10 protein-coding genes and 1 tRNA gene are annotated in these 13,585 nt (G+C 60.0%); 4 read left to right on the forward strand and 7 right to left on the reverse strand.

The window, feature by feature from the left end; all coding sequences use genetic code 11:
* Window positions 1-468 precede the first annotated feature (468 nt).
* Window positions 469-554 (reverse strand) — tRNA-Leu (locus R3C19_05145).
* A 212-nt stretch (window positions 555-766) separates the two neighbouring features.
* Here R3C19_05145 and R3C19_05150 point away from each other — a divergent pair.
* The 3 genes from R3C19_05150 to R3C19_05160 all read left to right on the forward strand — a co-directional run bounded on the left by R3C19_05150 (window position 767) and on the right by R3C19_05160 (window position 4,283).
* Complete coding sequence (locus R3C19_05150) at window positions 767-2,365, forward strand: FAD-dependent oxidoreductase (GenBank protein ID MEZ6059729.1); 1,599 nt, start codon at window positions 767-769, stop codon at window positions 2,363-2,365.
* 232 nt (window positions 2,366-2,597) lie between these two features.
* Complete coding sequence (locus R3C19_05155) at window positions 2,598-3,206, forward strand: sigma-70 family RNA polymerase sigma factor (protein ID MEZ6059730.1); 609 nt, start codon at window positions 2,598-2,600, stop codon at window positions 3,204-3,206.
* Window positions 3,207-3,350: 144 nt separating this feature from the next.
* Window positions 3,351-4,283, forward strand: a complete 933-nt coding sequence (locus tag R3C19_05160) for a glycosylase (protein ID MEZ6059731.1) — start codon at window positions 3,351-3,353, stop codon at window positions 4,281-4,283.
* A 192-nt stretch (window positions 4,284-4,475) separates the two neighbouring features.
* On the opposite strand, the gene R3C19_05165 is transcribed toward R3C19_05160, so the two are convergent.
* Window positions 4,476-5,396 (reverse strand): sugar phosphate isomerase/epimerase family protein, encoded by a 921-nt coding sequence (locus R3C19_05165; GenBank protein MEZ6059732.1) that lies wholly within the window; start codon window positions 5,394-5,396, stop codon window positions 4,476-4,478.
* 254 nt (window positions 5,397-5,650) lie between these two features.
* Between R3C19_05165 and R3C19_05170 the strand changes: the two genes are divergently transcribed.
* Window positions 5,651-7,414 carry a PPC domain-containing protein gene (locus R3C19_05170; GenBank protein ID MEZ6059733.1) on the forward strand — a complete coding sequence of 588 codons (1,764 nt, stop codon included), beginning with the start codon at window positions 5,651-5,653 and terminating at the stop codon, window positions 7,412-7,414.
* 22 nt (window positions 7,415-7,436) lie between these two features.
* Here the strand turns inward: R3C19_05170 and R3C19_05175 are convergent, their stop codons facing one another.
* The 5 genes from R3C19_05175 to R3C19_05195 form a co-directional block, all read right to left on the reverse strand.
* A complete protein-coding gene (locus R3C19_05175) occupies window positions 7,437-8,753 on the reverse strand; it encodes a hypothetical protein (GenBank protein MEZ6059734.1) in 1,317 nt (438 codons plus the stop codon).
* A gap of 283 nt (window positions 8,754-9,036) precedes the next feature.
* Window positions 9,037-9,240 (reverse strand): 30S ribosomal protein S21, encoded by a 204-nt coding sequence (gene rpsU, locus R3C19_05180; protein ID MEZ6059735.1) that lies wholly within the window; start codon window positions 9,238-9,240, stop codon window positions 9,037-9,039.
* Window positions 9,241-9,407: 167 nt separating this feature from the next.
* Window positions 9,408-10,562: a UDP-N-acetylglucosamine 2-epimerase (non-hydrolyzing) gene (gene wecB / locus R3C19_05185; protein MEZ6059736.1), complete on the reverse strand. Its 1,155-nt coding sequence runs from the start codon at window positions 10,560-10,562 to the stop codon at window positions 9,408-9,410.
* A gap of 122 nt (window positions 10,563-10,684) precedes the next feature.
* Window positions 10,685-12,496 carry a glycosyltransferase family 39 protein gene (locus tag R3C19_05190; protein MEZ6059737.1) on the reverse strand — a complete coding sequence of 604 codons (1,812 nt, stop codon included), beginning with the start codon at window positions 12,494-12,496 and terminating at the stop codon, window positions 10,685-10,687.
* Complete coding sequence (locus R3C19_05195) at window positions 12,493-13,494, reverse strand: polysaccharide deacetylase family protein (protein ID MEZ6059738.1); 1,002 nt, start codon at window positions 13,492-13,494, stop codon at window positions 12,493-12,495. The genes R3C19_05190 and R3C19_05195 overlap by 4 nt, the downstream gene beginning before the upstream one ends.
* Between the last annotated feature and the right edge of the window lie 91 nt (window positions 13,495-13,585).

Raw genomic sequence — 13,585 nt, forward strand, 5'->3', positions numbered from 1 at the left:
CAAGTTCACCCGTCTGTGGTTTTCGAAGCGGCATTGCCGGATGGAAAACGAAGCCTTCCGGCAGACATGCCGATCATCACTCGCTTTTCAAAGTCGAACAGCAATCTCGACAAACCGTTCCGCAAAATTCTGCACCGGGCGGGAATCGTGCCGTGGCCAAAGCTGTTTCAAAACCTGCGAGCCAACTGCGAAACCGACTGGCTGGACGAAGGCCATCCGGCACACGTGGTGGCTGCGTGGATCGGACATTCCGTGAAGGTCCAGCGAGCCAGCTACGCTCAGATCACCGAAGGCCACTTCGAGAGGTTCAACAGCATGATGCCCGCCGTTGCAAAAGCGCAAATAGTGGCACAGAATCGGACGGAATCGACGATTCCCGAAAGGACTCGAAGGGAACGCCACTACCGACTTCAGCCGGAAAAACACAGCACTCTCAGTCTTTTTCCAGTCGAAACGCACATCAACGACTACCGGAGGCGGGACTCGAACCCGCACGAGGTATTACCCTCACTGGATTTTGAATCCAGCGTGTCTGCCGATTCCACCACTCCGGCTTTGCGGGTCGCAGTATACCCGTGACGTCTCAATCCGCAACGATGCCTGCTGCGGTGAGAGGGTTCGGCGCGGTGCTGTTTTGCGAAGCCGCCGATGCTGGCCGGGGGCAATCAAAACGCAGAACGCTGCGGCGGTGCTTGTGGTTTGACAACAGTGATGGTCGTCGCCACGCTGCTTCGCCCGTTGTCATCCAGTGTGTGGTCTGTGGTGCATGTTGTTTCGAATTACGAATTTGCGAGTCGCCGTCGAGCAGCCTGAACGTGAGCTGCTGCACGTGCTGGCAAAGCGATTGAACGTGGCCGTCGCGGATCTTCGTTCGATGCGAATTCTGCGGCGAAGTCTGGATGCCCGGCAGCGCGACAGACTGCAGTTCGTGTATTCGGTGGCGGTGGACGGACCGGATTCTCTTTCGAACCGAAGCGCAGGCGACTTTCGAGCGGAAGCATACCAGCCGGAGTCGTTCTTTGATCCCGATCCTGGCGGGCAGCCGATGACCTCACAGCCGGTCGTTGTGGGTTCCGGGCCCGCGGGACTGCTGGCCGGCTATTACCTCGCGACAAGGGGCTATCGGCCGATTGTTCTGGAACGAGGACAGCCGGTGAAGGATCGCGTCCCGGCCATCCGGCGATTCGATTGCGGCGGCGAACATGATCCGGAGAACAACTACCTGTTTGGCGAGGGCGGCGCCGGCTGCTTCAGCGACGGCAAACTGACGTGTCGCATCACCGGGCCGGACGTCGACTGGGTTCTTCAGAGTTTTGTCGACTGCGGTGGCCGTGAATCACTGATCTACGAGCATCGCCCTCATCTGGGCAGCAACAGACTGCCGCTCATTTGTCGCAACTTTCGACGAAGGACGGAGTCGCTCGGCGGGGAATATCGCTTCGGCTGCCGCCTGGAGGGTCTAAGGATTACAGACGGCCGGCTGACGGGAGTAGCAACGTCGAGCGGGCTGATCGAGACGAATCACTGCGTACTGGCAATCGGCCATAGTGCCCGCGACACTTACCAGATGCTGTTTGACGCCGGACTGCCGCTGCGAGCCAAGGCGTTTCAGCTTGGGCTGCGAATCGAACAGCCTCAGGCAACGGTCAACGACCACAAATACGGCCGTCCCGAATATCTGCCGCTGCTGGGAGCCGCCGACTATTCTCTGGTGGCGAAGGGACCACGCGACCTGTTTACATTTTGTATGTGTGCCGGAGGAGTTGTGATTCCCAGCGTGTCCGAGCCGGAGATGTTCTGTTCCAACGGAATGAGCAACTCCCGGCACGACACACCATTTGCAAACAGCGGGCTGGTAGTGACTCTGAAACCGGAACAGTTCGGCAGCGATCATCCGCTGGCCGGAGTCGCTCTGCAGCGGCAGTACGAATCGGCCGCGTTTCGGCTCACGGGCGGAACGTACTACGCTCCCATCCAGCGGGCGATCGATTTTCTGGAAGGAAGAACTCCGGCAGCCGGCGAGAAGCTGGCGTCGTCGTATCATCGCGGCACGGCGGTTCGAAATCTGTGTGAAGTTCTGCCACCCGTGATTCTGGAGGCCGTGAAACGCGGTCTGCCGATCATGGACAGCAGGTGGCACGGGAAGTTTCTGAAAGACGCGACACTGGTCGGACCGGAGATGCGCGGAAGTTCGCCCATTCGCATTGACCGTGACCGGCAGTCGTTTCAGGTTCCCGGGATGACGGGCATCTATCCCGTGGGCGAAGGCGCGGGCTATGCCGGCGGTATCGTAACAGCGGCGGTCGACGGTCTGCGGGCGGCCAGAAAAATCGTGGAGGTCTTTGCAGCCCCCGATGGCCGGTAAAAACACCAATCAGCGCGACTCGCACCGGAACGGACGAGTTCGTTGTCTGACGCGAATCAGCGACCGGGCTGGCGGGACGCAGCTCGGTGAATCATCCCGACTTTGACTTTTTCGAGCCATTGAATGCTCCACTGCGACGGCTCTCCGCTGACGACGCCGTATTCGCCGCTGCTTGCGAAACCGGCAATACTGTGGAAGGATAAACCTGATGTGGCCGGAAGGTGAGAAAACGATGGAACTGCTGAATGGCGTCCGCGACGGCGACGGCGACGCTGTGAATCGGCTGATGGAACGGCATCGAGAAGCCGTTCGCCGCATGATTCAGATGCGAATGGACAACGCACTGTCGCGACGGGTTGATGCCAGCGATGTTGTCCAGGACGTCCTGTTTGAAGCGAGCCGGCGGATGGAAGAATACATCCGCGATCCGGGAATGCCGTTTCATCTGTGGCTGCGACAGCTTGCCCGCGACCGCATCATTGACATGCATCGTCGCCACCGTACGGCTCAGCGGCGCAGCGTCGACCGGGAGCAGCACGTCAGCAGTCTCGGCAGCGACGACAAGTCAGCCGCCGACCTGGTGAGTCTGCTGAAGGATGCTGAACTGACGCCGGCGGCGGCCACCGTTCGGCGAGAAATGGAGCAGCGGTTTCTGGCGGCACTGAACCAGCTTGGCGACGACGATCGGGAAATGATCGTGATGCGGCACTTCGAACATCTGGGAAACGCCGAGGTCGCGCAGGCTCTGGGACTGACCGCACCCGCTGCGGGAATGCGATACCTGAGGGCCATTCGACGCCTTCGCGAAATCCTGGGAAGCGATGACGACGAATCGGAATAGCACCACGATTCGAACTCGATCCGGCTTGAAGGCGCGCCGTTGTCGCGTGCGACGTGGCCGAAGATTTGCCGTGAAATTGCCGCTGACTGTTGTTGAACACTATTCTGCGACATGCCGCCAATTGCCCGATATGTGAGCCGTAGAATGCCCTTGACCATTCCCGCACGATTGTTGTCCGCGTTTGTCGCCGTCGGTTCGCTGTCGCTTCCGCTGGCGGCCGCTGCTGACGATGTGTTTCCGCCGGAACTCACGCACTTCGAAGCGGTGTCGACAGATCCGATCTTCGCGGCGGCACCCGGTCAGTGGGATTCGAAAATCCGCGAACGCGGCTGGGTGATGAAAGACGGTGAGCAGTGGAAGCTGTGGTACACCGGCTACGATGACGCCGAGGAACCGCTGAAAATGAAGCTGGGGTATGCCACCTCGATGGATGGCATCCGGTGGGTTCGATATCCCCGAAATCCCGTCTTCGATGATGTCTGGATCGAAGACATGATGGTCGTGAAGCATGGCGACACGTATTTCATGTTTGCCGAAGGAGCCGGCGACCAGGCGCAACTACTGAAGTCTGCCGACGGCATTCAGTGGCAACGAATCAGAACGCTGGATGTACGACTGACAAACGGAGAACCGATTCCGCCGGGACCTTACGGAACACCAACGGCATGGTTCGAAGATGAAAACTGGTACCTGTTCTACGAACGCCGCGATCAGGGCATCTGGCTGGCCACATCCCGCGACATGACGGTCTGGACCAACGTCAGTGACGAGCCGCTGATCGTTCCCGGTCCGGAAAACCATGACAGCCTGATGATCGCGATGAATCAGGTGATCCGTCACAACGGTCGCTACTATGCGGTACTGCACGGCACCGGAACCGCCACCAAACCCCGCGACTGGTGTACGTACCTGGCGGTTTCTGACGACCTGCGGCACTGGACGAAGCATCCGGGAGGACCGCTGCTGCCCATTCCGGATAATCGATCAAGCGGCCAGCTTGTGCCCGACGGAATTCGCTTTCGACTGTACACGATGCACAGCCGCATCGACCTTTACCTGGGCCAACCCGCAAAATGACGGTTCGCTGACGGAGGAATGGCCCGAAGAGCACGTCCGGCTTCGTTCCGGCCGACTGTTGCAGCGGATGAGGCCACCGATCCCGCAACTCGCGCGGCGGTTGGGTTCGCAGCCTCGCCCACTTCGATTTGGCGCGAACGTACCGCACGGCGGCACCACGTCACACACGACGGAATGGCAACCCACGCGCTGTCACGCTTCGATCAATTCCCGGAGTTCGGCAAGATATCGCGGGATCTCCGTGAATGGATCGGCTGACTCTTCGTACTCCAGCGCCAGAAAGCCGCGATAGTTGGCGGCCTTCAGGATCTCGACAGTTCGCTTCAGGTCTGCCGGCTGTTGCGTTCCGTTGATCGAAACGGCGACCTTGATCTGGGCATTAACAGCGTACGGCGCGATGCGTTCCAGGTCACGATACGGATCGTCCGTGCGAAAATTGCCGCTATCGAAGTTGATTCCGAACCACGGCGAATCCTTCACGCCGTGAACGATCTTCAATATTTGATCGGGAGTCGATGTGATGCCGCCGTGGTTTTCCAGTGCGAGAAAGACGCCCTTTGTGGCGGCATAGTCGAGACTCTGGTTGATGCCGTCGACGCAGCGTTCGACGGCAGCCTCTTCGGTATCACCCTTCGGAACGTTGCCGGCAAAGATGCGAATCGCCGGCGCGCCCATGATCGCTGCGTAGTCGATCCAGTCGCGGCAGTCGGCAAGCTGTCTGTCGCGAGCCTCACCTTCGGCCACGCAGAAGTCATTCCCGATCGCCGTTCCGGAAATTGTCAGCCCCAGGCGGTGAGTCAGCTGCCTGATACTCAGCAGGTAGTCAGTCGTGATCTCCTTCGGAAAGTAATAACCGGTCAGCTCGGTCGCCCCGAGTTGCTGTTCGGCGCAGAACCGGATGAAGTCTTCCAGTGTCATCTTCGCCTTTGCGATGTCCTCCGGCGTGCCTCGCCGCGGCAGCAGGCGATTGAAGCTGTAGGCCGCCAGACTGAGCTTCATGTGTGACCCCGGAATGTGGTCGGGCGGGTCGGCAGCGACGGCAGGGAATGCGAACGACGGAACCGAGGCTGCGGCAACGGCTGCTCCAAGGAAACTGCGGCGAGTTACAGTCATGATCGTGTCTCCGGTGGCGGGCCGTCGACCGACGGCGGAACGGTACGGGCTGGATGTTTGCGTCACCAGTTGACTGACGTCCGCCGTCGTTGTCCAGCGTCGCCGACGGATTGAGCACCGCGCGCAACGGTCACGCTGGAAAACGTCCGTGTGACGCACGGGTGAAATCGCTCCCGTCGACGGGTGCATCGAATCACCTTTGACCCCTATCAGAACCTTGACCCTTCCCGGCCGTGACAGGATCATCTGTTTCCATGAATGCAACACGATCACGACACATCGCCGGAACCGGCACATCACAGAAATCATCGGGACGGTCTCGCTCGCGCGGGCTGGGCGTCCTCTCGGTGCTGGCAGTTTTGGTGTCGTGCGTTTCTCGCGCATCGGCCGACGATCCCGCCGCGCCGCAGATCACGCGAGTCTTTCCGCCGGGAGCACAAATCGGAACGACGGTTGCTGTCGAATTGAAAGGGAAGCCCGGAACTCTTCCTGTCAGCGCCTGGAGTTCCTCTGAGGCGGTCGACTGTCAGGTTTCCGAAGACGGCACTTCGGCAAACATCGCAGTTTCTGAAACTGCATCTCCGGGTCTCTGCTGGCTGCGATTCCACAACACCGCAGGTGCTGCCAGCCTGCTGCCGTTTGTCATCGGCACCGCTCCGGAAACGACGGAAACCGAACCCAACGATCGCGTCGCTGAGTCAGGAAGCTGTTACACCGGCAGTGTCGTCATCAACGGAGTTCTGTCGAAAACCGATGACGTTGACTGCGCTGCCGTACAGTTGACGTCCGGTCAGATTCTTGTGGCGGCGTTGCAGGCACACCGCGATCTGGGTTCGCCGATGGATGCCGTCTTGCAGATCCTTGGGCCGGACGGGCGAGTCCTGGAACAGAACGATGACGATCACGGCTTTGATCCTCAGATCACCTTTACGGCTCCCGCCGACGGTACCTATTTCGTCCGCCTGTTTGCATTCCCGGCGACTCCCAACAGCACGATTCGCTTCGCGGGCGGTGAGGACTTTGTTTACCGACTGACGCTGGCCACCGATGCGTTCGTCGACCATTCCCTGCCGCTGGCGGTCACGACGGGAGTCGAAAGCGACGTCCTGCTGCATGGCTGGAATCTTTCGGCGGACGCCCGTGTCACGAAAGCAGCAGCGACCGGCGACGAAACTTCGCTGAACATTGCGACGTCCGCGGCCGGAAGCACATCGGTCGATGTGATGGACTATCCGACATTCACGGAACCTCAACTTCCTGCGACGATGACGATTCCGTTTGCCGTTTCGGGCTCCGTGAATGCACCGGGTCAGGTGGACGTTGTTTCCTTCACCGGCAACAAGTCGCAGCAGATTGCACTGTCGGTCGTTGCGAGAGCAAAGTTTTCCCTGCTCGATCCGGTTCTGGAACTGAAGACGGCAGACGGAACAGTCATCAAAGACGCTGATGATATCAGCAAAGAAAATCAGGATGTTCAGGTTACCGTGACGCTTCCGGACGACGGTGAATACCGCATCGAAATCGCAGATCGGTTCGATCATGGCGGCGAGCGATTCTTCTATCTGCTGACATGCACGGAACCGAAACCGGAGTTCGTGCTTTCTGTCGCGGCGGATCACTTTGAGATCGCTCCGGGCAAGCCGCTGGAAGTGCCTGTTTCGATCGAGCGCCGGGGCGGTTTCGCCGGGACGGTCCGCATCACTGCCGATCAACTGCCGGAAGGCATTACCTTCGAGTCCGCCGAATCATTGCCGGAGGGAGACAGCAGTAAGTCGGTCACGATCAGGCTTGCGTCGACACTGCCGGCGGGACATTCGGGCGTGTTTACAGTTCAGGGAGAAACCGTCACCGGGGACGAGAACTCAACGGACGCAGCGATGCCGGCGGCTCGCGTCGCTGCTGTTGCCGGCGGTCGTTCCGGAACAAGCAAACTATGGCTGACGGCGCTTGCAAATCCGGAACCAGCGCCGGTCGCGGAACCGCCAGCCGCCGATCCGCCAGCCAGCTCGGAAGAATAGAGCCCAACTGGCCGGCTCCACGCTATTCATTGGGAATCGTCAGCGAGAATCCCGCGCCCGCGGCCTGATCGGCCGGTTCAACGGCGGCCTCTTCGTCGGGCTTCTCGATCCGCCTCTCGTGGCGATCAGGTTGACCCGAATCCTCGCTGAGAACCGACGACAGCGCATCTTCAAACTTTCTCTGCAGACCGACCGCGCGAGCCGTCTTCTGCAGTTCTTCCGCGATGCCGGAGTAGCCTCGCAGGTGTTGAAAGGCCGCCAGCAGCAGCAGCCGATCGCTGGAGCCCGGCCGTTCATTCAGCCAGTTCCAGATCACGTCGCTGTGGCTGTTGATGATGTTCTGCGCGTTGTCACCGTAGAGTTCGTCGCCGTGAATCCAGGCTCGCGTCGGATCCTCCGGCAGCAGCAGCGCGTGTTTCAGACTGGCAGCCGCGTCGCCCAGCCGCTGTTGAGCCACAAGTGCCCACGTCAGCCGCATCCACGGCGCGCGGCGAAACGGCGTGAGCTGAATCGCTGAACGATAGGCGGCGTCCGCGGACACGTAGTCGCCGTGTCGAAACGCGTCGTCGCCGGCCGACTGCATCCGCAGGCTCTGGATTCCGTCAACCGCGTTGCCTTCGCCGCGACCGTTTCCGGGCAGCGCCGCGACGGGGAATTCGTCAACCAGGGGAACTCGTTCCGCGAACGGATTCGGAAGGTTCAGAATCGGAGGCTTTGCGGCCGGCTGAACGAGATCCGCATTTCCGTCCGGAACGAACACCGGGACGTTCGGCGCTGGAAGTGTCGCGACAACCACGTTCGGGTTCACAAACGTGGCGGTGTTCTGATAGCCGTAACCGTAGCCAGGCCCCAAACCGTAGTTGTTGTAGCCGTAACCGATTCCGTAGTACGGAGTGAACGGGAACAGCAGCGGAGCCGTGAAGCTTGTCCCGTATCTTGCCGAATGCACGGTGACGGAATTGAACGTCGGGAAGAAGCCGCCGCCGTAATAGCCGTTTCCGTAGAAACCGTTTCCGTAATAGCCACCGCCGTAGTAGCCGCCATCGTAGACGCCGTGACCGTGGTGGTGATGGCCGCCGTACTGATACGGAACTCCACCGAAGTTCGCTCCGGAACCCTGGTTGCCGAATCCGGACCCGCTGAAGCTGCCTTCCCAGGTGGAACCGATCGACATTCGGTTGCCCCCGGCAATGCCGCGTCCGCCACCGTGTCGCTGAGCTTCCGCGATCGTCGGCATCAGCAGGCATGTCAGCAACACGGTCGAAAAAACCACAACCGAGCGAATCCCGCACCGCAGGTCACTGCCGGACGTCTGTGTTCGCTGAGAAAGCTGGCTCATCCGATTCTCCTTGTTTCGGGCTGCTGACGGGAACTTCGAATGCCTTCATTGTTGGCTGCGCAAATTCAATTAGCAATAGGCGCAGGAGGCCGCCCGTCTGTCCGGACGCGTCAGCAGGGTTCGATTGCAGAACCGCTTACGGCGCACCAGCCGTGGCGACATCGGGTTTGAGTGCGGCTGGCGGGTATAGGAAGCTGTCGGCAGCCGTGACCTAACACAAAAAAAGCCCGGCACGCGAAAGTGCCGGGCTTTGCATTCGATCTTGATTCAGGAGCGTGACGCTTCAGCCGCCGATGTCCGGCTGAGACTGTGCTCGCTTGGCTCGCAACTCCGATCGGCGACGGGTGCGCCGTCGTTCGTCGCTTGGCTTTTCGTAGAATTCGCGTTTGCGCATTTCCTTTTTGACTCCGGCATGTTCCACGAGTTTCCGGAATCGCTTGACCGCATCATTCACATTTTCATTATCACGCAAACGCAACTTAACCACAAAGAGCCTCCATTTTAGGGGATGAAAAGCCAAACCGCACCGAGCCAGTTAGTCGGCAGCGAACCCGAAACCCTAGCAGAAATATCGGTTTTTGCAAATGCCGGGACGCAACACCGACCGGCAAATTCCGGATTCGGTGCGTCGCAAAGCAGGATGGTGCGGCCGATTTACGTCGACTTGCCGCCGTGAAGAACGAGCGTTCTGTCGACACTGCCGAATCGCGTGACGACCAGGTCCACGATTCGCTCCGCCGCTCGACCATCGCCATAGGGATTCTCGTCGACCTGCATGGCGGCGTAGGCAGCCTTGTCCGTCAGCAGTCGAGTCACCTCACTGACCACGCGCTGCGGGTCGGTGCCGATCAGCCGCGTGGCTCCCGCCGCCAGCGCTTCCGGGCGTTCCGTACTGTCGCGAGTCACCAGCACCGGTTTTCCCAGCGACGGCGCTTCTTCCTGAACTCCGCCGGAATCGCTCAGAATCAGCGTCGCCTGATCCATCAGCCAGACGAACTCCGGATATTCCGCCGGGGCGATCAGGTGGACATTTGAGCGGCCGGAAAGTCGTTCCTGGACTGGCTGTCGGATGTTCGGATTCAGATGCACGGGGTAGACGAACTGCACGACCGTAAACCGGTCCGCCAGTTCCGCGATGGCCGCACACAGATTGCGAATCCCGTCGCCGTGATTTTCTCGCCGGTGGGCCGTAATCAGGACCATCCGCTGCTGCGCCAGATTGGGATGCTTCAGCACCCATGTCGCGGAGTTCAGGCGTTCCTGGTCGACGGTCCAGTGCAGCGCGTCCAGAACTGTGTTCCCCGTGACAACGATGCTGTCGGCGTCGAACCCTTCCTTCCGCAGGTTTCGCGCCGCTGTCTGCGTGGGAGCACAGTGCAGCGTCGCTGTCAGCGAACACACACGACGGTTGAATTCTTCCGGAAACGGCGACCGAATGTCGTCGGTCCGCAGTCCGGCCTCCACATGAACATACGGCAGCCCCGCGTAGAACGCCGCCATCCCGGCACAGAAAGCGGTCGTTGTGTCGCCCTGTCCGATCACACAATCCGGACGGTGCTGTTCGATGGCGGCCGACAGACCGGTCAGGCAGCGAGCGGTCAGATCTGACAGCGTCTGGCGGTCGGTCATCAGCTTCAGTTCAATGTCCGGGCGAATCCGGAAGTACCGCAGCACCTGGTCCAGCATTTCCCGATGCTGACCTGTGGAACAAATGACGGGATGGGCTTTCGGATGTCGCTGAGCGGCCCTGACGACCGGTGCCATCTTGATTGCTTCGGGACGAGTGCCGAAGACACACAGCAGTTTCATGATGCAGGGTCCGTGATGTTGAGACCGGCATGCATCCATGGCCTGCGGGTTCGGATTGTCGGATGTGATGTCAGAGTTGAAGTTGCGTGTGGCCGTTGTGAACGTTCCGCAGACGTCGGCAGTTATTTCCGGACGGAATAGATCTCAAGAGAAAACGCCGGCAGATCCTTCATCGTGGATTGAACAGGAAACGAGGCAACACGTTCGAATCGCTCCGGGTGTTCGGCAACCACGTTTCGAAGCTGTTCGGCAATCTCCACTTTTTGAAAGAACTGAGGCTGTTCCAGCACGAGGAATTCCACATCGGCGTCCGACAGTGCCGCGAGAATTTCACCGCTGGTTTCCACGTATTGCTGGAAGTCTGTGTCAGGAACGCACGTGAAGTCGTACAGCAACCGGTCACCGCGAATGACGGTTCGCGAGCGAGATGCGTCAAGCGAACGCATGTGATACGTGAAGTTGCCGTCCCACCAGCCGTCAAAGAAGACTCGCGAACCGGGCTGAGAATGCTGCAGCACGAACTCCGCTGCCTGCCGGTAGCCGGTAACTCGGTATTCCGGAAGCGACCAGGATGCGACCGCCGGACTGACGATCAACAAGCCATAAACGGCGATCAGCGCAGCCTTTCTCACGGAGGCGGGCATACGTTGCTGACACCAGGCCGCGACACCGGCGGCTCCCAATGTGGCGAAGAACGCAACTGCCGGCACCCAGTAGATGGCATGTCGGGAACGCAGTTCAGCCAGCGGCGTCAGCAGCAGATACGTCGCCAGCAGCAGCGCCCAGAACAGGCCGGACTTCTGCCGCAGCGGTCGTTTCAGTGAAACCAAAAGTCCCGCCACAAAGAAGATCGTTACCGGCCAGCTCATCTGTTCCGGCAGACAACTCGGGTAGTAGAAGAAGTTGCGTGAATGCAGAAAGCCGACGTCGTCGCCTTCGTCTTCGGCGAGTCCGACTGACTGCGATGCCTGTTGCAGGTGCAGGCCGCCGGCTTCCTTCAGAATGACGGCATACGGCGGCGCAACGACAGCCAGGGCCAGGACAGCACTGATGATGACGTCTCGCTGCAGAAGTTGGGACCAGCGGTTTGTCGGCAATGACACTGACGGTGTCCCCGATTCTTGTGTCGCTGGTGCCGAGTCTCCGGATGCATCCCGCCCCATGGCAGCGGCGGGCGCGCTGCCTGCCGCGTGCCGTTTGTCACCGCTGCGATGAAACGCAATTGCCAGCAGATATGTCGGCAGCAGGATGGCCGCGTCGAATCGCGTCAGCGCGGCGAACGCAGCCATCAGTGCCGCAATGACCAGGCAGCGGCGCCGGTTGTTGTGAAGCCACGCGTCGAACTGGTGCAGGGACACCAGGCACAGCGCCAGCGCGGGAGTTTCCAGCATCACATAGCGGCTGTATTCAAACACCAGCGGCGAAATGGCAAACACCAGCGCAACGATCTGGCTGAAGCGAGCGTCGAAGCGGCGACTGACGATTCCATAAAGCGCGGCGACTGCGATCAGGTGGAACGCCAGCACAACCATGCGAGGAACGACCACCGATGTGCCGAACACAGTCATCACCAGACCGGCGACTCCATGAAAGAACGGCGGCCAGATCAGCAGTCCCAGAGCCGGATACTGTTCGAAGTACTGCTCGGCGTACTGCTTCGGGTGAGTCATGTCGCCATCGACAAGCAGGTCGCGAAAGAACACGGAGGTCATCACGTGCCGATTGGAATCGCCGCCGAAGATCGGTTCATCCGGCTGCACAACAGCGACGTGCAGCAGCAGCGGCAGCAGGACCAGCACCAACCACCACAGCGCGGACGTCATGGGCGCAGCCGAAGCGTCATCGGGAAGCTCTTGCGCCGTTTCTTCGGGCTTCCGGCGGGAATCGGGCCTGCGAATCACTGCGGGGTCCGGGATTGCGACCTGTGTTGTCATGTCATCACAACTTCTGCCGGAGTTGATTCTCGCGGCGGCCTGCCGAACGAAGACACGGCCGTTCGCGAACCGGCCTTGACGGCTGCCGCGTGGTCGCACATCGGACGTACGTCAAAGTGCCGGCTCATTTCGTCCAGCATCTCCGCGACCAGGCTGATCTTTGGTTCGGACGGCTGTTTCATCGCCGGAAAGAATGCCAGGTCGCGGTCATCGTCGCAGCCCATGAAGTCCAGTGGATGCAGCAGCAGTGACGGAGCAACTCGCGTCAACCGGCACATCGACAGCGCGGTCTTCCAATATGCCCGTGCCAGGTGCTTCGAAAACTGTGCCAGGTACAGCACGTAACTGGCATGAATCGGAACACGAAACAGCGGCATTGTCGTGACGGGAATCTCAGTCAGCGTGCCTTCTTCAAACTTCCATTCGTAGGGCTTCAGCGAACGGAAGCCTTCGCTGACTTTGCCGAACAACTGTTTGCGCTCTTCCCGTTCTTCCCGGCTGAGCCTTGTGGACATGAAGTAGTACATCCGAGCCAGCGGTCCGAGCACCGTTGGAAACGTTGAGCAGTCGTACTGATATCCGCGCCGGATCAGCACCTTCAGCAGAGTTTCGCTGAAACTGAAACCGGGGCCGCGAAAACCGATCGGGCACTGTCCGGTGACTCGCTCCAGGTGTTCTTCCGTGCGAGCCAGTTCGCTGACGAGATCCTGTTCGCTGTACAGGTGCAGCCAGGGTTCGTGGTTGAACGAATGGTTGCCGATTTCATGACCCGCCGCGGAAATCGACGCCAGCGACTCGAAGTTCTCTTCACGCGACGCGTCCTGGCCGACGACGAACACTGTCATCTTCAGGCTGCGAGCATCCAGCACGCTCAGGAAACGCGGCACCACGACGTCCAGGTACGTGGGATAGCGATCCCACCCGGCGTCGCCGTGAGTCTTCATGTACGACCATTTGTTGTCGAGATCCAGCGACAGACTGGCAATGGGCTGAGACATGGAAGTTTCGAATCCGATGGTAGTCCGCCGAACGTCGCCCGGCACAGAATGGATTGTTGTGTCACTTCGTTCCGACAGACGCGGTCGTTCG

This window comes from Planctomycetaceae bacterium, from assembly GCA_041398785.1.
Lineage (GTDB): Bacteria > Planctomycetota > Planctomycetia > Planctomycetales > Planctomycetaceae > JAWKUA01.